Raw genomic sequence first — 22,446 nt, forward strand, 5'->3', positions numbered from 1 at the left:
TATACCAAGCTTTTTGGAGACCAGTCTTCCAATCTCTTTACCACCGCTTCCACACATTCGGTCAATGCAAATAATTTTATGTCTCATATCTATCACCTTGCCTTTCCAAGTTGTAATTGCTTAAAATCTGCTACACACATTGGTTTTGCATAATAAAACCCCTGCGCTATATCACAGCCACAGTTTGACAAAAATTCTGCCTGCTCCTTAGTCTCTACGCCTTCTGCCACCATCCCCAAACCGATATCCTGGCTCATTTTGATCGTATGCTCTACTATTTTTTGTCCACGATCGGATGCAATAAAGTTTTGTAAAAAACCACGATCGATCTTAATGACATCAAATTGCGTATCTTTAAGCATATTCAATGTCGAGTAACCGGATCCAAAATCATCCATTAGCAGAGTATATCCATTTTCTTTGAGTAATGCTATACCCCTTTGCTGCATCTTACTCTGCTCTGTTTCTGTGATCTCAATTTCAAGATATCGTTTTGGTATCTGATACTTCTCTATCAGATGATTCAATACCTCTACAAAATGTACATCTATCAAATGCCTTCTAGAGACGTTGACGGAGATTGGAAGCATTTCTTTACCCTCGCGTTGCCATTCCGCAAGGAGTTTGCATGCCTCCTCCCACATAAACTCATCTAGAGGGATCACAAAACCGTTTTCTTCAAATATCGGTATGAAATCGTTGGGCGGTATTAGGCCCCTCTCTGGATGCTGCCAGCGAACAAGAGCTTCTGCGCCTACCATTTTGTATGTCGAAATACTGTACTTCGGTTGCAAATACATGATAAATTCATGGTTCTCCAACGCTTGATGCATAGCATCTTCTAAAACCTTACGCTTACGTGCATCCGCACGCATAGATTCCTGATAGAACGCAACTTTGTGTAGTGCATCTCCCTTAATGCTTTGCCTTGCTAATGCTGCCCCGTCTCCATATAAACGTAAATTGGTATTTATGTCTGTTACGAAACAAACACCAAATGCGAGTGTATATTTAACATTGTCATAACCGGACAATCTCTGCTCGAGCATACTTACGAAACCTAATATATCCTCCTTTGTTTCATATGGTGTAGCTATCATAAATACATCCGCCGTAAGACGAACATATAACTGCATCTCATTACAGATATATTTCAATGTGTTTTCGAAATATTTCAAAAGATCGTTACCAAAATCTTCTCCGTACATTTCGTTGATCACTTTGAAACGTTCTACATCTAACTGAATAAGCGCAAATTTACATTCCTGATGCTTTCGCATCAATTTCATAACATCTTGCGTAAACACGTTGGGATTGCGATCGTTTGTAACCGATTGTGCTAAATGAATTCGATATTTCTCTTCGGCATCCAACTCTCTCGCCTGAAAAACAATTTTCTCAATGCTTCCATCGTCCCTTTTCATAAAATTGCATTTTAAGCGATAATATATACGTTCTCCATGCATATCTAGAATATGCATATGTACCGTACGACAATTTCCTTTAATGACGTCTTCGTTATAATGACTTTCCACACCACGGTGAATTTCTTGCAAAAAGTTATCACATAATCTGCCGTCTGTTTCTGCAACGACATCGCGTAACGCTTCAATTCCTTTCTGTGCAAATAATGCTGCCGGGAAACTCGCATTTCCATTGGTTAATACCTGCCATCCATTGTCTGTATCCCAACAGGCAAAAAATACGTCGGTATCAGCAGTGAGGACGTCTACTATACTTTCTTTATCCATTGCATCACTCCCCTATACATTTTTGTATCGGTGTGCATACGCTGTCGTAATCCCCGTATTGGTATCTCTTATTTTACCATATTTTTGAAAAAACTGGAACAAAAAAAGAAGAGTAAAATATGCATTTTTTCTCTTCTTAAAATTAAGTTTCTCAAACTTCCCATATTCCACCGTTTCCTACAATCACATATCGCTTATTATGTCGATGGTCTAATTATATTTCTCAACAGCAATTTGATGAATTCTGCCATCGAGAAAATATAGTATTGCCTTGCCGCAATTAGTTGTCACAGTGATTTCTTTTCAATGACAGCATAACAAGAAGCACTAAAACAGTATTTTGTTAAAGTGCTTCTCGTAACAACTGCATTTTATAAACTACTCATCATCCTCTGTCGATGTGAAATATACTTCTTCAGATTCCGGAGCTTCTTCTGCTTTTTCCTTGGACTTGTCTTTATCCTTTGCATCATCCTCGGATTCATCGCCTTCTTCCAGCCTTCTCATTGCTGCAAGACGCTGTTCTTCGAGATAGTCCTCTGCCGCCTCATCGCAGTCAAGCTGTACAGAACGATAACGTTTCATACCTGTACCTGCAGGGATAAGCTTACCAATGATTACGTTCTCTTTGAGACCTACCAGTGGATCTACTTTTCCCTTAATAGCGGCATCTGTCAAGACCTTTGTAGTCTCCTGGAAAGATGCTGCGGACAGGAAGGAATTGGTTGCCAGCGCAGCCTTTGTAATACCAAGCATTACCTGCTTGCCCTCTGGTGGCTCTTTACCTTCTGCCTGGAGTTTTTCAACTTCATCCTCAAAATCTAATGCATCTACCATAACACCCGGCAGGAATTCGGAATCACCGTTGTCTTCGACACGGATCTTCTTGAGCATCTGACGTACAATAACCTCTATATGCTTATCATTGATCTCAACACCCTGCAGACGATATACACGCTGCACTTCGCGGATCATGTAATCCTGCACGGCACGTACACCCTTGATCTCGAGAATATCATGTGGATTTACGCTACCTTCTGTGAGCGGCTCACCTTTCTCCAAAGTCTGACCCTCTAATACCTTGATTCGAGAACCGTATGGGATCAAATATGCTTTCTGCTCACCGGTTTCTTCATTTGTAATGATCACTTCGCGCTTTTTCTTAGTATCGCGAATAGATACTGTTCCGCCAAATTCAGCGATAATTGCAAGTCCCTTCGGCTTACGTGCCTCAAACAACTCTTCGACACGAGGGAGACCCTGTGTGATATCGTCACCGGCCACACCACCTGTATGGAACGTACGCATGGTAAGCTGTGTACCCGGCTCACCGATGGACTGTGCTGCGATGATTCCGACAGCCTCACCAACCTGTACCGGCTCACCGGTTGCCATGTTGGCACCATAACATTTTGCACAAACACCGATGTGTGACTTACAGGTAAGAATGTTACGGATCTTAACCTTAGCCTTATCGCCTGCATCTACAATTGCCTTTGTATTAACAATACGAGCAGCACGCTTTGGTGTGATCATGTGATTTTTCTTAACAATAAGCTCGCCTTCATCATCGTAGATGTCTTCGCAGGAGAAACGACCTGTAATACGCTCTTCCAATGACTCGATAAGCTCTTTACCATCCATAAATCCGGTTACTTCCATTCCCGGAATCATATCGCGGTCTGCACAGCAGTCTACCTCACGAATAACCAATTCCTGAGATACGTCAACGAGACGACGTGTCAAATATCCGGAATCGGCTGTACGAAGCGCTGTATCCGACAATCCCTTACGGGCACCATGTGCGGAAATGAAGTACTCCAATACATCAAGACCCTCACGGAAGTTAGACTTGATCGGCAATTCGATCGTACGACCGGATGTATCCGCCATCAAACCACGCATACCTGCGAGCTGCTTGATCTGTGCCTGAGAACCACGGGCACCGGAATCGGCCATCATGAAGATGTTGTTGTAGCGATCCAAACCGCTCATCAACGCTTCTGTCAACTGATTATCAGCTGCATACCATGTATTGATAACTGCTTTGTAACGCTCTTCTTCTGTAAGAAGACCCATATTAAACTTATCCGTGATAAGCTCTACTGTCTTCTGTGCTTCAGCAAGAATATCTTTCTTAGCCTCCGGCACGGTCATATCGGAAATGGATACTGTCATTGCTGCACGTGTGGAATATTTATATCCAAGTGCTTTGATGTTGTCCATTGTCTCTGCAGTACCTGTTGCACCATGTGCAGCGATACATTTTTCAAGGATCTGCTTCAACTGCTTCTTACCTACATGGAAATCAACTTCCGGAACGAGGAAGTTCTCGTCCTTGGAACGATCCACAAATCCCATGTCCTGTGGCAGAATCTCATTGAAGATAAAACGACCCAGTGTAGATTCAATAATTCTACTTTCTTCTACGCCATCTTTATTGATACCAAAACGGCGAACCTTGATCTTCGCATGAAGTGTAAGATCTCCGTTTTCGTATGCTGTAATTGCCTCGTTCACGCTCTTGAAGAACTTGCCTTCGCCGAGGGAACCAGGTCTTTCCTGTGTCAAATAATAGATACCAAGTACCATATCCTGAGAAGGTACGGCAACCACACCACCATCAGATGGTTTTAACAGGTTGTTTGGAGAGAGCAGTAAGAAACGGCACTCTGCCTGTGCTTCTACAGAAAGTGGCAAATGGACAGCCATCTGGTCACCATCGAAGTCGGCATTAAATGCGGTACATACCAATGGATGCAGCTTAATCGCTTTACCTTCTACAAGTGTAGGCTCAAATGCCTGGATACCAAGACGATGCAGGGTAGGAGCACGGTTCAACATAACCGGATGCTCGCGAATAACATCCTCTAATACATCCCATACTTCCGTCTGAAGCTTTTCAACCATCTTCTTAGCCTGTTTAATGTTGTGTGCTGTGCCATTGGATACTAACTCTTTCATAACGAAAGGCTTAAACAACTCAATTGCCATCTCTTTTGGCAGACCACACTGATAAATCTTAAGTTCCGGACCTACGACGATAACGGAACGACCAGAATAGTCGACACGTTTACCGAGCAGGTTCTGACGGAAACGACCCTGTTTACCCTTCAGCATATCAGATAAGGATTTCAGCGGTCTGTTACCCGGTCCGGTAACCGGACGGCCACGACGACCATTGTCGATCAACGCATCTACAGCTTCCTGAAGCATTCTCTTCTCGTTGCGAACGATGATATCCGGTGCACCGAGTTCGAGAAGTCTCTTCAAACGATTGTTACGGTTGATGATACGACGATACAGATCGTTCATATCAGATGTTGCAAAACGTCCACCATCCAACTGTACCATTGGACGAATATCCGGCGGAATTACAGGGATAACCGTAAGGATCATCCACTCCGGCTTGTTATCAGAACCACGGAATGCTTCGATAACTTCCAAACGTTTTACAATACGAGCACGTTTCTGACCGGAAGAGTTGCGGAGTTCCTCCTTGAGGTTTGCTGACTCTTCTTCCAGATCGATACTCATCAGAAGTTCCATGATAGACTCTGCACCCATGCCGGCGCGGAAACCGTCTCCATAGTTCTTTCTAGCTTCTTGATATTCTGCCTCAGACAAAATCTGCTTTGGCTGAAGGTTTACACCGTCCTGCACTTCCAATACGATATAAGATGCGAAGTACAACACTTTCTCTAAGTTTCTTGGAGAAACATCCAAGATCAATCCCATACGGCTAGGTATTCCTTTGAAATACCAAATATGAGATACCGGTGCTGCTAATTCGATATGACCCATTCGCTCACGACGAACGCTCGCCTTGGTTACCTCAACGCCGCATCGATCACAGACAACACCTTTATAACGGATCTTCTTGTACTTACCGCAATGACACTCCCAGTCTTTGCTCGGTCCGAAGATCTTTTCGCAGAAAAGACCATCTTTTTCCGGCTTGAGTGTTCGATAATTGATCGTCTCCGGCTTCTTTACTTCGCCGCGTGACCACTCACGGATCTTTTCCGGAGATGCCAGACCAATCTTGATTGCATCATATACGATATGCTTCTCTTCCTTTACATTACTTTCTGCCATAGTAATCCTCCATCTACCCTTTCGGGCTACTCTATACGATCAATCCCTGTCTCTATACTAATGAGGGCTCATCCCCAAAGTCTGCCGCAAATTCAGCTTCCTGCAGCTCTTCTGCGGTACCCTCGGTATAACCTGCAGCTTCAAAGGACTCGCTACTGCTAAACGCAAAGTCTGCACCACCATCAATCAACGGTGTGACATCTTCGCTGTTGTCGTTCTCTTCAACATTTTCACCCATAATAACTTCGTTACCATCTTCATCTAAAACAGTAACATCAAGCGCCAATGCCTGAAGCTCTTTGAGCATAACCTTGAAAGATTCCGGAATGCCAGGATCAGAGATGTTGGCACCTTTAACGATTGCCTCGTAAGTCTTAACACGACCAACAACATCATCAGACTTCACAGTGAGGATCTCCTGCAAGGTATAAGCGGCACCATATGCCTCCAGTGCCCAAACCTCCATCTCACCGAAACGCTGTCCACCGAACTGGGCTTTACCACCCAATGGCTGCTGCGTTACTAAGGAGTAAGGACCTGTTGAACGTGCATGGATCTTATCATCTACCAAGTGGTGGAGTTTGAGATAGTGCATGAAACCAACGGTTACTGCTCCATCAAAGTATTCTCCGGTACGACCATCACGCAAACGAACTTTTCCATCGCGGTTGATCGGAACGCCTTCCCACTCTTTGCGGTAATCCTGATTGTCGATCAAGTACTGGAACACCTCCGGATCCAAAAGATCTTTGTACTTGTCTTCAAAAGGTACGATATCTGTCAAGCGGCTAACTTCCTCTTCGTCACCAGCCTCTTGTGCTTCTGCAATCTTCTGCTCTTTTTCTTTCTGATTAAGTGGTGTATTCACATAATCATTTGCGAGCTCTAATGTATCCATGATGTCATACTCGTTAGCACCATCAAATACCGGTGTTCCGACATTAAAGCCAAGTACTTTGGCAGCGAGACTCAAGTGAATCTCCAAGACCTGACCAATGTTCATACGAGATGGCACACCCAAAGGATTCAATACAATATCAAGTGGACGACCATTTGGCAGGAATGGCATATCTTCTACCGGAAGAACGCGGGAAACGACACCCTTGTTACCATGACGACCAGCCATCTTATCGCCGACCTGAATCTTACGTTTCTGTGCAATGTAAATACGAACAGATTTATTTACTCCCGGTGGAAGCTCATCTCCATTCTCTCTTGTAAATACTTTGGCATCTACGATAATACCAAACTCACCATGTGGCACTTTCAAAGAAGTATCACGAACTTCTCTTGCTTTCTCACCGAAGATCGCACGAAGCAGTCTTTCCTCAGCAGTAAGCTCTGTCTCTCCCTTAGGAGTAACTTTACCAACCAAAATATCACCGGCACGAACCTCTGCACCGATACGGATAATACCGTTCTCGTCAAGGTCTTTGAGCGCGTCGTCGCCGACACCCGGTACATCACGGGTGATCTCTTCGTCACCAAGCTTGGTGTCTCTCGCCTCTGCATTGTACTCATTGATATGAACAGATGTATAAATATCATCCTGAACCAATCTCTCACTAAGCAGTACGGCATCCTCGTAGTTATAACCTTCCCAAGTCATAAAACCGATCAGTGGGTTCTTACCTAATGCGATCTCGCCACCGCATGTAGATGGACCATCTGCGATAACTTGTCCTGCTTTTACCTCTTCGCCCTTATCAACGATCGGACGATGGTTCATGCTCGTTCCCTGGTTACTGCGCTGGAATTTAGCCAGCTTATATGTCTTTTCGCCTGATTTAGACTTAATAATAATCTCGTTCGATGCAGAACGTGTAACAATTCCGTCTTCCTCTGCGATAACGCAGTTGCCGGAATCGACAGCCGCCTTCATCTCCATACCTGTACCAACTGCAGGTGCCTCTGTAACCAACAACGGCACTGCCTGACGCTGCATGTTAGATCCCATCAGCGCACGGTTCGCATCATCATTCTCCAAGAATGGGATCATTGCTGTTGCGACGGAGAATACCATCTTAGGAGACACATCCATAAGATCGATCTTCTCTTTCTCAAACTCAGAAGTCTCCTCACGGAAACGACCGGATACACTCTTGCGCACGAAATGGCCTTCTTCATCCAGCTCTTCGTTCGCCTGTGCAACAATATAACGATCTTCCTCATCTGCAGACAAATAAACAACATCGTTGGTAACACGCGGATTAGCCGGATCTGTCTTATCAACCTTACGATAAGGTGCCTCGATAAATCCATACTCATTAATACGCGCATAAGATGCCAAAGAGTTGATCAGACCGATATTAGGTCCTTCAGGAGTCTCTACAGGACACATGCGTCCATAATGTGTATAGTGTACATCGCGGACCTCGAAACCTGCACGATCTCTGGACAAACCACCCGGTCCCAATGCAGACAAACGTCTCTTATGTGTCAATTCAGAAAGCGGGTTGTTCTGATCCATGAACTGTGACAACTGGGAACTTCCAAAGAATTCCTTCACAGCAGCCGTTACCGGCTTGATATTGATCAGAGACTGTGCCGTAATTGTCGTAATATCCTGTGTGGACATACGCTCACGAACGACACGCTCCATACGGGATAATCCGATACGATACTGATTCTGCAGCAACTCACCAACCGCACGGATACGGCGGTTACCCAAGTGGTCAATATCATCATCATTACCCATGCCATACTCTAAATGCATGTTGTAGTTGATTGACGCAAAGATATCTTCCTTTGTGATATGCTTTGGAATCAATTCACTGATATTAGCAGCGATCGCTTCCTTGATCGCATCCTCATCATCCTCGTTCTCATCTAAGATCTCACGCAATACAGGATAGTAAACACTCTCTGTAACGCCAAGCTCCTTAGGATTCTCGATGTCAACATACTCTTTGATGTCAACCATCATATTGGACAATACTTTAGCAACATGACCTTCCAATTCAGCCATCACATAAGGAACTGCTGCATTCTGTAATGTTGTTGCAAGTTCCTCTGTTACCAGAGTACCTTCCTCATATACCTCACCTGTTGTTGGATTTACAACATCTTCTGCAAGCTTGCAGCCAACAATACGGTTTTTGTAATGTAACTTCTTGTTATATTTGTAACGTCCAACTTTGGCAAGGTCATAACGCTTCGGATCGAAGAACATACCATTTAATAAGTTCTCCGCACTATCTACGGACAACGGCTCGCCCGGACGTAATTTCTTGTAAAGCTCTAACAGACCATCTTTGTAATTGTCCGTTGTATCTTTCTCGATACTTGCCAAAATCTTTGGCTCATCACCGAACACTTCTTTGATCTGTTCATTGGTTCCAAGACCGAGTGCACGCAAAAATACAGTGATCGGAACCTTTCTATTTCTATCAACACGGACAGAGAAGACATCATTCGAATCTGTCTCATATTCCAACCATGCACCACGGTTAGGAATAACAGTTGCGGAATACAACTCTTTACCTACCTTGTCATGACTGATTGCATAGTAGATACCCGGTGAACGAACCAACTGGCTGACGATAACACGCTCAGCACCGTTGATGATAAACGTTCCGGTCGCTGTCATAAGCGGAAGATCACCCATGAAAATCTCGTGCTCTTTGATTTCCTCCGTCTCCTTGTTGTGAAGTCTGACGCGCACCTTAAGTGGTGCAGCATAAGTAGCATCACGCTCTCTGCATTGATCAATGTCGTACTTCTTCTCATCTCTGCAAAGCTCAAAATCAACGAACTCCAGGATCAAATGACCACCGAAATCAGCAATTGGGGAAATATCCCGGAACACTTCTTTCAGTCCTTCGTCCAAGAACCACTGGTAAGAATTCGTCTGTACCTCAATCAGGTTAGGCATCTCAAGGACTTCCTTCTGACGGGCAAAACTCATTCTCACGCCTTTGCCTACTTTTACTGGATGTATTCTGTTCTTCTCCATCGACGTTTCACTCCTTAATTTTATAGAGTACCATGTGCTGTACAATCCTATTATAAGAAGAAACTCCAAAAACTCTTTTCATTTTCTTCAAACTATGCTATAATAATCTTGCATAAGCCTAATAGTCTAGTCAGCCACAATAGTGCATTGTTCATCTTATCACCAAACGGACAAGATGTCAAGCACCTTTTTTATTTGGGTGGAAATACACGCTGGCAACCGGCTAAATATTATCTCACACGGAGGATTATTATGACCATACATGATGATGGAAAACGCTTAACACTGTCTCAAGGGGGAACCACTCTCCGGATGGAAGCCTGGGGCGAACATTCCATTCGCGTCCGCATGACCAAAGAGGCGGAAATGAACACAGAAGACTGGGCACTCACAGAACCAATTCCAGACCTCACCCCGGAGATCCACTATGAAACCGTGGATATGACACCTGCCTTTTACCGTACTGCCGAAGAACGTGCTGCACATGCTGAGACCGGTACCAAAGTGACATTTCGCAACGGAAACCTCACTGCCGTGATCGATCCGGAAGGTGTTATTTCCTATTATAACGAAAAAAATGAGCTGTTAACAAAAGAGCTTTGGCAAAATCGTAACCGCATCGACCGCTTTTGTGTGCCGCTGCGTATCGATGCCAGAGAACTAAAGCCGATCACCGGCACTACCGATTATACATTAGCCATGCGTTTTGAAGCATTTGACGATGAAAAGATCTTTGGCATGGGACAATATCAAGATGACTTTTTGGACAAGAAAGGCTGCATTTTGGAACTGGCGCACCGCAACAGCCAGGCAAGTGTTCCATTTATGATCTCAAGCCGGGGATATGGCTTTTTGTGGAACAATCCGTCCATCGGTACGGCATCTTTTGCCAAAAATAAAACCGAATGGACTGCCTTAAATACCAAAAAACTCGATTACTGGATCTGCGCCGGCGATTCACCTAAACAACTGACAGAACTTTACAGCGCCGTTACCGGCCGTGTTCCAATGATCCCGGAGTACGGCATTGGATTTTGGCAGTGCAAGCTGCGCTACCGTACCCAAGAAGAGCTGCTTGCTGTTGCGCGCGAATACAAACGCCGCGGTCTGCCGATCGATGCGATCGTGGTGGATTTTTTCCATTGGACTATGCAGGGTGATTTCAAGTTTGATCCAAAAGACTGGCCGGATCCGGAGGCAATGATCCGCGAATTGCGCGAAATGCAGATTGAACCGGTCGTATCCGTGTGGCCGACGATCGATGAACGTTCCGAGAACTATGGTCCGATGGCAGATCAAGGGTATCTCATCACGTCTGACCGCGGTTTGTGCGTTAATATGACTTGGATGGGAACTACGACTTTTTATGATGCTACACATCCGGGCGCACAAAAATATGTTTGGGAACGCTGTAAGGAGAATTATTACGATAAAGGCATTCGCTGCTTTTGGCTGGATGAGGCTGAGCCGGAATATGGGCCGTATGATTTTGATATTTACCGCTACCACAAAGGTCCTGCTTTACAGTGCAGCAACATCTATCCTCTCATGTACGCCAAAGGTTTTTATGATGGATTACGGGAGCAGGGGCAGGAAAATGTGTTAAACCTTGTGCGCTGCGCCTGGGCCGGCAGCCAAAAATATGGTGCTCTGACGTGGTCGGGCGATATTCATTCCTCGTTCCGTTCTATGAAACAGCAGGTGCAGGCCGGACTTAACATGGGACTTGCCGGCATTCCTTGGTGGACGACGGATATCGGCGGTTTCTTGGGTGGCAATAACGAAGATCCGGCATTTCGCGAGCTGCTGGTTCGCTGGTTTGCGTGGGGTGTATTTTCTCCGGTATTCCGTCTGCACGGAGAACGCTCTCCATACTATGAACGCGACGTAGAATATATTGATGGCGTTCGCCAGTTCAGTTCGGGACAAGATAACGAGATCTGGACTTGGGGAGAAGAAATCTATGAAATTTTGAAAAGTTACCTGTTGTTGCGTGAACGTCTTCGCCCATACATTCGCGAATGTATGCGTGAAGCACACGAGTTGGGAACTCCGGTAATGCGTCCGCTTTTCTATGAGTTTCCGGAGGATGCTGCTTGCTGGAATAACGCCGACAGCTATATGTTTGGACCGGATCTGCTCGTAAAGCCGATCACAGACGCCGGTGTTACGCAGACTGACGTATATCTCCCTGCGGGGCACCGTTGGACAGAGGCCGCTACCGGGACAAGTTATGACGGTGGTCAGACCGTTGCCGCTAAAGCAACGCTGGAGATCATTCCCGTCTTTGTGCGCGATGACTGTGCATATGACATTTATGAATAAAATTTTCACTAACATAAAACACAGAGATGTTTGACGGTCTTTCACCACCGCCAACACCTCGGAAAGGACTTTTTTATGGAACACGTTTTAGACGTAAAAAAACTTGTGAACGAACTGACACTAGAGGAAAAAGCAAGTCTTTGCTCCGGCGCGGATTTCTGGCATACCGAAGCCATTGACCGCTTAAATATTCCTGCTGCAATGGTCTCCGATGGACCGCACGGCATCCGCAAGCAGGAAAGTCTTGCCGATCATATGGGCGTTGCAGAAAGTATTAAAGCCATTGGTTTTCCGACTGCATCAGCTATGGCATGCTCTTTTGACCGCGACCTGCTGCATAAAGTCGGCGACGCTCTTGGCGAAGAATGTGTCGCTGAAGATCTTGCTGTATTACTTGGCCCAGGCATTAATATGAAGCGTTCTCCAATCTGCGGACGTAACTTTGAATATTACTCCGAGGATCCGGTCGTGGCAGGCGAACTCGGTGCTGCTTTTGTCAATGGTGTTCAGGAGCATGGCGTAGGCACCAGCTTGAAACACTTTGCTGCCAACAACCAGGAATGGCGCCGCATGAGCATCAGTGCAGAGATTGATGAACGTACTTTGCGCGAGATTTATCTGGCAGCTTTCGAAACGGTAGTCAAAAAGGCGCAGCCTTGGACGATCATGTGCAGTTATAACCGTATCAACGGCGTTTACTCTTGTGAAAATGATTGGCTGTTAAATAAGGTTTTGCGTGATGAATGGGGCTTTGAAGGTCTGGTTATGACCGACTGGGGTGCGATGGACGAGCGTGTTCCGTCTCTCAAAGCCGGATTGGATCTTGAAATGCCGGATTGCCACGGAGAAACAGACAAACTGATCGTAAAAGCGGTACAAAATGGAGAACTGGAAGAATCCGTATTAGATACTGCTGTAGAACGCATTCTTACTATGGTAGACAAATATCTTACTGCCAGAAAAGGTATTGATCCAGCTTCTATGGTGCACCCACTCCCATCCAGCGTTGAACGCGGATACGACGTTGCTGCTCATCACGCACTGGCAAGAACCACTGCCGAGCAGTCCGCTGTTTTGTTGAAGAATGAAGATATCCTGCCTTTGCAAAAAGACAAAAAGATAGCGTTTATCGGTGAATTTGCAAAAGTGCCCCGCATTCAGGGCGGTGGTTCCAGTCATATTAACAACACATGGATCGAAAGTGCTTTAGATGCCGCCGGAGATTCCGTTTCGTATGCACAAGGATTTCATATTGACGAAGAAACTACAGATGAGACGCTGCTTCAGGAAGCGATCACCCTTGCAAAAGGAAGCGATGTTGCCGTTATCTTCGCCGGTCTGCCAGACTCTTTCGAGAGCGAAGGATTTGACCGAACCCATCTGAATATGCCGGCAAATCAAAATGAATTGATTGCCCGCATTAGCGAAGTACAGCCTAATGTAGTCGTTGTTTTGCATAGCGGTTCCCCGATCGCCATGCCATGGCTTGACAAAGTTGCAGGTGTTTTGCAAATGTACCTCGCCGGACAGGCAAGCGGTGGCGCTGCTGTCAATCTGCTTTTTGGCGATGCAACTCCTTGTGGCAAACTTGCCGAGACCTTCCCACTGCACTTAGAGGATAACCCTTCCTACTTAAATTTCCCTGGAAATCGTGAGAAAGTCTGCTATCAGGAAGGCGTTTTTATCGGCTATCGTTATTATGATAAGAAAAAGATGGATGTCTTGTTCCCATTTGGATACGGACTCAGCTACACCGATTTTACCTACAGCAATATGAAAGTTACTGTAAACGGCAAAAACGCCGCCGACGTCGATGTGATCAAAGAAACCGATGAAATTGTTGTCAGTGCTGACATTACAAATACCGGTAACTGCGACGGTGCTGAAATCGTACAGCTATATATTAAAAATCCTGTCGTATATGAAATCCGTCCTGAAAAAGAACTGCGCGACTTTGCTAAAGTATTCCTAAAAGCCGGCGAGACAAAGACAGTGACTTTCACGCTGAACGCTCGCGCATTTAGCTACTATGAAACTCGTATTCACGATTGGTATGCAGAAAGTGGCGATTATGAAATTCTGCTTGCCTCATCTTCCCGTGACATTCGTTTGCAGGATACTGTATCAATCACCGGCAGCAAAAAGATTCCTTTTGTCGCAGATTACGTAACAACTTGCGAAGATGTTGAATTGTTTGCAAAAGATGGCAGTGCTTTGGATGAAATGCTGCGGGGGAGTGGTTTCGCTGAGGCGACCGATCACGATGGCGATGATTCTATGGGAAGTGGAACTGCCGATATGATGAAAGCAATGTTTACCGGAACTCCACTGCATTCCATTCTTTCCTTTAGTAGTGAGGAGTTGACCTATGAAGATATTCAGAATACGATCCGCAAGTTAAACGAAGCTGAGAAGAACAACAATTATTGATTCAAAGAAGTTTGAGGTATTGATAAGTAACGCAGACAACAGGTGCAGAAACGAGGATGAATATGCATATTACAACATTTAGCAAAGTACAAATGAATCCTTTGTGTCCAAAACAGGAAGAGATTCGCATTGAGGACATTGCCCATGCACAGTCACTTATGACCCGCGCAAACGGGCATTTTCCGGAATTTTATTCCGTTGGGCAACACAGTATTGCTTGTGCCAGAGAAGCAATTGCGAGAAACTACTCATCCAGAGTAGTTCTCGCATGTCTGCTGCATGACGGAAGCGAGGCCTATTTATCGGACATCACCAGACCGGTAAAAGGCGAATTGTCCGAGTACCGCCGCATTGAAAAAAATATGCAGGACGCTATTTATGTTCGTTTTTTGGGACAGATACCTTCCGACGAAGAGATGTCCCAGATCACGGACATTGATAACGCCTGCTTATATTATGAATTTGATCATTATATGGGAGAAAAACTCATGGAACAGGCTCCTCTTCTCGTGACAGATCCTGCTTTTGAGACACTTCCTTTTGCGCAGGTCGAGCAAGAATTCCTTGATTTATTTGCAACATTAACCGTCTAACAACTATCTTCTCGCAAGCCTTTATTGAAATCTCTCTGTATGCTTGTAATACAATCTTTGCCCTGTGCATAGACTGTACAAACAACAATTGTGAGGGAGCATTTTGAGAGAAGATATTGAAAAAAGAGCACTGGAAATCGGTCATTATATTGTCGAAAAAAGTGCCACTGTCCGTCAAACTGCCAGTGTTTTTCGTGTAAGCAAAAGCACCGTACATAAGGATGTCACCGAGCGCCTTCCTGCCATAGATCACACATTAGCCGACGAGGTTCGCACCGTGCTGAATGTGAACAAAGCGGAGCGGCATATTCGCGGAGGATTGGCGACCAAAGAAAAATATCTCCATGCACACGAGGACTGCACTGACTAAAGGGCAGCGTTAATACCGGCACTACCATGAGACAAAACGGCAACCTGTGTATTTATGGCACAAAGTTGCCGCAACTATTTAATCACTTTACATGCTATGGCTGACACTTCGTCACCCAAACTATTTTATTAACCTTACTTGCAACAGCCATTCTCCACGGAAACTATTTGGTAAACTTTCGGTGTTCTTTGGATAATTCCTGATATATGGCGTATCCATTCCAAGAATAATTATACATTGTAACAGTTGCTTTCAACGGGACGACCAGATCCGCCTGTCGCAGTGCAGCTAATACAGCATCCATCTCCTGCCCGGAAATCCCACTAAATATAAGCATCTCACCAATACATGGCATTCCGACTGCCGGAATCGGTGCAGCTCCCGGTATATTAGTGTGGCTTCGAACCGTTCCCACAGCTTTTTGCCCTGCCTTGCCAAGAGCAAGCTCTCCAATCGGATCACCATACTGCGATTTCGCAACCTTATATACGCTGACACCCAATGGGCGCAATGTCTTTTTCAAAGCTTCAAATCGTGTGTCCAACATTTCGTACACTAATATCTTTTTGCTCATACTACGCTTCCCCTCTCCTATAAATATTCTATCTGCATTAATTTTAATCCCTTGGCTGGCGCAGTCGGTCCTGCATTGGCACGGTCCTTTGACGCTATTATGTCCGCAATTTGGGACACCTCTAAATTGCCACGACCGACCTCCAACAGCGTCCCTGCGATAATTCGCACCATATTATACAGAAATCCATTTCCACGAATCCGTATGCGGATCACTTCCGGCTGTTCCCGCTCCACGGTCGCACTGTAAATAGTCCGGACGGTTGACTGCACTTGCGCTCCTGCAGAACAAAAAGCAGCAAAATCATGTTCCCCCACGAACTGCTTTGCCGCCTGATCCATACGTTCTACATCCAAATCTCCATAGCAAAAGAAAGCGGTGTTGCGATATTCCGGCAATGGAAAGGTGCGGTTTAATATCGTATATTCATATGTTTTTCGGCATTCGCAATGTCTTGGATGAAAATCAGCCGTCACCTCACAAGAATCTTGAATAATGACATCCTCGGGCAAACGCTGATTCAAAGCATAGGAAAATTTTTCTCCCGGAATGCGGGATTCCGTATCAAATACCGCAACGTTTCCGCGCGCATGTACTCCTGCATCCGTTCGACTCGCGCCGATCACCTGTATTTCTTCCCCCGTGAGTGCAGTCAGTGCCTCATTAAGTACGCCTTCTATCGTTATCTCACGTGGCTGAACCTGCCAGCCATGATAATTCGTCCCATCATATGCTACTACTAATTTAATTCGTTTCATGCCAATAATCTCCATTCCGGTCCTACGCAGATATGTTCTATTTCCAATCAAACCATCCGGCGTATTTTTTCGCTCAAAGCAGAATCATTCCACCACAGCTTTCCACATCAAAATGCCACGATCCGATCCACGGCAATCAGGACGATCAAATAGCACACGATACTAATATAACCGATCATATCCCGATATCCATAGCGGAGTGGTTTCATTTTTGTTCTGCCTTCTCCACCATGATAACAGCGCGCATCCATCGCATACGCCAATTCATTAGCACGCCGCATTGCCGATGCAAATAACGGCAATAAAATGGGCAGCATATTTTTTAGGCGATGCAAAAAATTGCCGCTCTCAAAATCAGCGCCTCTGGCAAGCTGTGCTTTCATAATTTTATCCAGTTCTTCCATCAGGATTGGAATAAACCGAAGCGCGATCGACATCATCAACGCAAATTCATGAACCGGTATATGCAGCTTTCGCAACGGTCTCAACATTTGCTCAATTCCGTCGGTGAGCTGATTCGGTGTCGTTGTCAGCGTCATTAACGAAGATCCGATCATCATAAGGGTCAAACGTACCGTCAAAAAAATACATTTTTGTACGCCCTCTATCGTGATATGAAGCACTCCCAGTGAAAATATCGCCTTGCCCGGTGTGCAAAACAGATGCAGCAGGGCTGTAAATACCAACATCATCATAATTGGCTTAAGACCTTTTACAATAAAACGAAACGGCACATTAGACATTCGTACCATCACGCCAAATATCAACGCCGCAACAACCAATCCTATATAATGATGTACCAAAAACAAGGAAATAATATATAATAAAGTCCCGGCAATCTTAACACGTGGATCCAAGCGATGAAGCAGTGAATCCGTCGCATAATACTGCCCTATTGTTATTTCTCGTAACATCTAATTCCTCCAAATCACTAACAGCCTGTCATTGTAACGTCACACTTCAGCGAGCACTTTCTGTCGATTGTCACTAACAGTCAACGTCTTCTCCCTCTTTCTGTCCATTGTCACTAACAGCCTGTCATCGTGACGTACCTTTTGCATGCCACCACTGCTCGATCAAAGGTAATCCCTCCTCTAACGTGATCGCATCACCAAGCCGACAGCCCGTTGCCTTCTCCAGACGATGAATCAAGTGTGTCATTTGTGGGACACCAAGTCCAATCTGTTCCAACTCGTCCTGATAGTGAAATACTTTCTTTGGAACGCCATCCAATACCAGTTCCCCCTCATTCATAACCAAAATACGATCCGCATATTTTGCAACATCGTCCATATTGTGGGACACCAGCACAATGCTGATCTGGCGCTCCTCATATAATTGACTTAACAATGTAAGCATTTCTTCTCTGCCGCTTGGATCCAGTCCTGCCATCGGCTCATCCAAAATAAGCAGCTTAGGCGCCATTGCCAACACGCCGGCAATCGCTACCCGCCTCTTCTGTCCCCCGGAAAGCGAGAGCGGAGAAACATCCAATAAATTTTCACCAATTCCAACTTGTTTGAGTGCCTCATACGAACGATATTCTACATCCAAATTAGACCACCCTAAATTTCTAGGACCATATTCTACATCCGCAATAACAGACTCCGCAAAAAGCTGATATTCCGGATACTGAAACACTAAACCAACTTGTCCACGCAGACTCCGCATCGAAAAAGATTTGTCATAAATATCTTGTCCATCCCAATAAATGGTACCTTCCGTTGCACGCAAAAGCCCATTCATCAACTGTATCAATGTGGATTTGCCGGAGCCGCTATGCCCCACCAATCCAATAAATTCATGGTCACCAATCTGCAAATTGATGTCTTTCAAAGCATGAAACTCTTTGCCGGTGCCTACACCATAACTATAATTCACATGCTCTAGTATCATCGCCATCACTAATTCCTCCATGCCTGACATTAAGCAAGCAACTGTGCTATCAGCTCATTTCCGTGATCAACACGCCCTGCATCGCTGCTTTAACGAAGCAACTGTTCCATCAGCTCATTTCCGTGATTAACACGCCACATCGCTGCTTTAACGAAGCAATTGTTCCATCAGCTCATCCTCCGTCAAAGTTGCCTTGTCTACCGGAAGCCCTGCAGCCTGCAAAGCTGTCGCAATTTTCGTAATCTCCGGCACATCCAGCTTGCATCTGCGAAGTGCCTCTTCTCGCACGAACACTTCCTTCGGTGTGCCTTCCGTCACAACTTGTCCATCCCCCATCACATATACATAATCGGCATCTACAATCTCTTCCATATAATGTGTGATCAATACGATGGTTATCTTTTCCTTGCGATTTAACTCCTTGATCGTCTTAATAACGGACTCTCGCCCCTTAGGATCTAACATTGCCGTAGGCTCATCCAAAACAATACATTTCGGTCGCATTGCCACGATTCCCGCAATCGCCACACGCTGTTTCTGTCCACCTGACAAATGCATCGGTGACGCATAACGATATGCGCTCATACCTACACTTTGCAAACTTTCTTCTACACGCTGCCATATTTGACGCGACTCTACTCCAATATTTTCAGGGCCAAAGGCAACATCCTCTTCTACAACACCGGCAACTAACTGATTGTCCGGATTTTGGAACACCATCCCTGCTGTCTGGCGAATCTGCAAATGTTTCTCCACATCTGCCGTGTCCATTCCTGCCACCAAAATCGTTCCTTCTCCAGGCGTGAGCAGTGCACACAAATGCTTCGCAAAAGTAGATTTCCCTGAACCATTTGCGCCGAGTACCGCTACAAAATCTCCCGGCTGCACCTGCATCGAAACATCCTTTAATGCCGGTATCACTTCTATCACTTCGCCATCGCTGTCCCTGCGAAAATACTCAAACCCAACATTCTTTGCATGGATCAAACCAATAAGCCCCTTCCCGTTTTCGCATTGCAGATGCCCCCTCACAGCACATCCCAAACAATGCTTTCAGAATTTTATCTATTATTCTGCCATGGAATAGTCAAATTGTCAAACCAGCCAATGTCCTTCCACAGCGCATAAATCCGCCCCCCACGCTGATTGCCGGATACCCTTTACGAACGAGATCCCTGGCTACGATCAAGCTGATATTACCTCTGTCACAATACAATACAATGGCTCGTATCTCTTTTTCCTGCTGTTCTAAAATAGTGTCTATATTTTGCTCCAAAGTTTCCCAGTCTGCATACACCGCTCCGGGCAGGTGCCCTTGCTCATAATCTGCTTTTTCGCGCAGATCAAGCAGAATACAATCATCCCTTTGCATATATTCTTTTAGCGTTTCGCAAGATATGATCTTAATCTGCATACGCATTCCCCCACGCTTATTTTCAGTCCTATATAGATATCTTATTCCTTTAACAGAATTTGGTCACTCTCGCCCCGGTACTCCTTTGTAATAAACCGCCTTGCGCCCCTCTCCTAACGGAAGTACGCCCATCGTGAGGAAGAAATCGTCCTGAACCTCCGTTACCAATGCACCGCCATGCCTTTCCAGCGTCTCCCGGACATTGTGCAGCCCCACTCCATGAAACCAGTCCTCATGAGGCATCTTAACCGGCTGTTGTGGCGGCATTCCATTCTTGGCAAAAATGCGGATCGTGTTGTCTAACATTTCTAATTCAAACAACACATATCGTTTGTCCCTATCTGTTACAAGCGGCACTGCTTTCATTTGATTATCTGTGATATTTCCTATAATCGTTACCAGATCATATTCAGGAATATCCCGCATACGTGCCTCCTCAATATTAACAGTAAGATAACACGGAATATTCATCTCCTGCAGCCGGGTCTTCATATTGCTCAAAATACTATCTACTGCAAGATTACCTGTGCAAATGCTTCCATATGTTTCTTGTAATGTTCCGCTAATACGTTCAATATAGTCCATCGCCCCCTGCGCATCATCTGACTGCAGCTTGGCTCCGATATAGCGCAGATGTTTATTGGTGTCGTGTAACAATCGATTGCCGGATCGAAACGCCGTAGATAACTGTTCATATTTTTCCTTTTGTGTCTCAAGTTGATTATTTAACTGGAACACCTTGCTAGCCCGGATAATATAATCCGATAACTCATCCAACAAATAATATGACACAATGTTCAACAACATAATGCATCCCGTCGCAATATAACTGATATAATCGATATACATGGATTTACGATATAATACGCATAACACAAATATACAGGCAATCGGTATTGCAAAATATGTGATCAGATAATGTGTTGGAATGTTTTTTTGTTTTTTCTGCAAAAGCATAAGTATCATAAGAAACACTAGCAAAAATAGCTTCGAAATAAACATACCGAGCACATTAATATCCTGGAAATATTTCTCAGGTACAACTAAAAAAATAACATTTGCAAAAATTTCCGATACAATTGCTGTCACCTGAAATACCACAACTGCAACAATACGTTTTGCCACTTTAGCATCATACAAAAGTGTCATAGCAAACAGTCCCAAAACACTTATCAGCATATTAACTGCTATATACGGTGCCACTGTATTAAATACGTAATTAATTCCTTCCATCATCGCAAAAGCGCCCCAAATAACTGCCATAGAAGCAAATTCTCTGCGCCTTTCCTTGGAAAAATACTTATCGTAAAATACATAGATCAGCAATGCATCGATCACATAACTAAAAATCTCCATTAATATCATTACATTGCTCCTCCTTTTCGCACCAAATATTTTGTGAATTGCTCCTGAAGTTCCTTTACTTTCCTGCGACTTACACTGATACATTCACCATTTTCAAGATGAATCTCCTTCTTCTCCAAACGCCATACAGAAGATAAATTCACCAAATGCGTACGACTCACCCGGATAAAATCCTTATCAACTAACAACCCTTCCAGTTCCTGCAAGGTGTTTTTCACAATATAGTTATCCCGCGTCATATGTACACATAATTTATCCTGTTCCTTCGGCTTTTCTATATATAAAATTTGGTCAATACTCTGCAGTAATTCTCCCTGCTCTGTATGCAATAATATCTTATGGTGATCTGTCCTAAGATAATTCATTGCATTCTGTATCTCCTTAATAAATGAATCCGTTTCTAATGGTTTCATTAAGTATTGAAAGGGCTGCACTCGAAAACTTTGCTGCATATACTCCGGATAACTCGTTAAAAAGATAATAATAACTTCACGGTTGATCCGGCGCATCTGTTCTGCCACCTGCATTCCTGAAATAAGTGGCATCTCCATGTCTAATAAAATGATATCATATTTTGAATGGTCCGCTTGATATGCTTGGATCAAGTTCCGTCCATCGGTATAATAATCAACCTGCGTCTCTATGTCCGTCTGCACCTCAAGACGAACAAAACATTCTTTGAGTCGATCTAAAATTTGTTGTTCATCGTCACAACATGCTATTCTATATAACATATTCCCATCTCCTTCGCTTTTTTCATTTACATTCATACTAGCATATTTTTGCTGTCTATAACCAAAAAACTTTTGAACGGTCGTTTTTTGCCGGTGAACGGTCAATGTTAAACCCTAACACACAATAATCACATTTCCAAAAAACGGACGCTGTCAATCAGCGCCCGTCTCATCAATTCTAAT

16 protein-coding genes (1 of these 16 running past the window's edge) are annotated in these 22,446 nt (G+C 44.6%); 4 read left to right on the forward strand and 12 right to left on the reverse strand.

The window, feature by feature from the left end:
• From ACSAJE_RS08320 to rpoB, 4 genes are all read right to left on the reverse strand, one after another.
• Positions 1-87, reverse strand: the beginning of a protein-coding gene (locus ACSAJE_RS08320) for a cytidylate kinase-like family protein (protein WP_458008807.1). The gene continues 525 nt to the left of window position 1, outside the view; 87 of the gene's 612 nt are visible here — the first part of the coding sequence; its start codon is at positions 85-87; its stop codon lies off the left edge, out of view.
• Between the two features lie 5 nt (positions 88-92).
• Positions 93-1,751: a putative bifunctional diguanylate cyclase/phosphodiesterase gene (locus ACSAJE_RS08325; RefSeq protein ID WP_458008808.1), complete on the reverse strand. Its 1,659-nt coding sequence runs from the start codon at positions 1,749-1,751 to the stop codon at positions 93-95.
• Between the two features lie 378 nt (positions 1,752-2,129).
• On the reverse strand, positions 2,130-5,849 hold the full coding sequence (gene rpoC, locus ACSAJE_RS08330; protein ID WP_118691378.1) for a DNA-directed RNA polymerase subunit beta': 3,720 nt from the start codon (positions 5,847-5,849) through the stop codon (positions 2,130-2,132).
• Positions 5,850-5,901: 52 nt separating this feature from the next.
• Complete coding sequence (gene rpoB, locus ACSAJE_RS08335) at positions 5,902-9,804, reverse strand: DNA-directed RNA polymerase subunit beta (protein WP_458008809.1); 3,903 nt, start codon at positions 9,802-9,804, stop codon at positions 5,902-5,904.
• 252 nt (positions 9,805-10,056) lie between these two features.
• Between rpoB and ACSAJE_RS08340 the strand changes: the two genes are divergently transcribed.
• The 4 genes from ACSAJE_RS08340 to spoIIID all read left to right on the forward strand — a co-directional run bounded on the left by ACSAJE_RS08340 (position 10,057) and on the right by spoIIID (position 15,522).
• Positions 10,057-12,129 (forward strand): glycoside hydrolase family 31 protein, encoded by a 2,073-nt coding sequence (locus ACSAJE_RS08340; RefSeq protein ID WP_458008810.1) that lies wholly within the window; start codon positions 10,057-10,059, stop codon positions 12,127-12,129.
• Between the two features lie 75 nt (positions 12,130-12,204).
• A complete protein-coding gene (locus tag ACSAJE_RS08345) occupies positions 12,205-14,559 on the forward strand; it encodes a glycoside hydrolase family 3 C-terminal domain-containing protein (RefSeq protein ID WP_458008811.1) in 2,355 nt (784 codons plus the stop codon).
• A gap of 62 nt (positions 14,560-14,621) precedes the next feature.
• Positions 14,622-15,152, forward strand: a complete 531-nt coding sequence (locus ACSAJE_RS08350; protein ID WP_243034749.1) for a phosphohydrolase — start codon at positions 14,622-14,624, stop codon at positions 15,150-15,152.
• A 103-nt stretch (positions 15,153-15,255) separates the two neighbouring features.
• Entirely contained in the window at positions 15,256-15,522 is a 267-nt protein-coding gene (gene spoIIID, locus ACSAJE_RS08355; protein ID WP_022024720.1) for a sporulation transcriptional regulator SpoIIID, read from the forward strand.
• Between the two features lie 163 nt (positions 15,523-15,685).
• Here the strand turns inward: spoIIID and ACSAJE_RS08360 are convergent, their stop codons facing one another.
• The 8 genes from ACSAJE_RS08360 to ACSAJE_RS08395 form a co-directional block, all read right to left on the reverse strand.
• Entirely contained in the window at positions 15,686-16,096 is a 411-nt protein-coding gene (locus ACSAJE_RS08360; RefSeq protein WP_118691382.1) for a DUF3783 domain-containing protein, read from the reverse strand.
• A gap of 17 nt (positions 16,097-16,113) precedes the next feature.
• On the reverse strand, positions 16,114-16,854 hold the full coding sequence (gene truA, locus ACSAJE_RS08365) for a tRNA pseudouridine(38-40) synthase TruA (RefSeq protein WP_118507937.1): 741 nt from the start codon (positions 16,852-16,854) through the stop codon (positions 16,114-16,116).
• 107 nt (positions 16,855-16,961) lie between these two features.
• Positions 16,962-17,768, reverse strand: coding sequence for an energy-coupling factor transporter transmembrane component T family protein (locus ACSAJE_RS08370; RefSeq protein ID WP_022024717.1), 807 nt, complete (start codon positions 17,766-17,768; stop codon positions 16,962-16,964).
• A 124-nt stretch (positions 17,769-17,892) separates the two neighbouring features.
• The gene (locus tag ACSAJE_RS08375; protein ID WP_458008812.1) at positions 17,893-18,756 is read right to left on the reverse strand and encodes an energy-coupling factor transporter ATPase; all 864 of its coding nucleotides are present in this window, start codon (positions 18,754-18,756) and stop codon (positions 17,893-17,895) included.
• 141 nt (positions 18,757-18,897) lie between these two features.
• Positions 18,898-19,743 (reverse strand): energy-coupling factor transporter ATPase, encoded by an 846-nt coding sequence (locus ACSAJE_RS08380; protein WP_458010060.1) that lies wholly within the window; start codon positions 19,741-19,743, stop codon positions 18,898-18,900.
• Positions 19,744-19,837: 94 nt separating this feature from the next.
• A complete protein-coding gene (locus tag ACSAJE_RS08385) occupies positions 19,838-20,164 on the reverse strand; it encodes a rhodanese-like domain-containing protein (RefSeq protein WP_022024714.1) in 327 nt (108 codons plus the stop codon).
• 63 nt (positions 20,165-20,227) lie between these two features.
• A complete protein-coding gene (locus tag ACSAJE_RS08390; RefSeq protein WP_458008813.1) occupies positions 20,228-21,529 on the reverse strand; it encodes a GHKL domain-containing protein in 1,302 nt (433 codons plus the stop codon).
• Entirely contained in the window at positions 21,529-22,263 is a 735-nt protein-coding gene (locus tag ACSAJE_RS08395; protein WP_022024147.1) for a LytR/AlgR family response regulator transcription factor, read from the reverse strand. The genes ACSAJE_RS08390 and ACSAJE_RS08395 overlap by 1 nt, the downstream gene beginning before the upstream one ends.
• Positions 22,264-22,446 lie beyond the last annotated feature (183 nt).

Source organism: Jutongia sp. SJQ-6 (assembly GCF_054161275.1).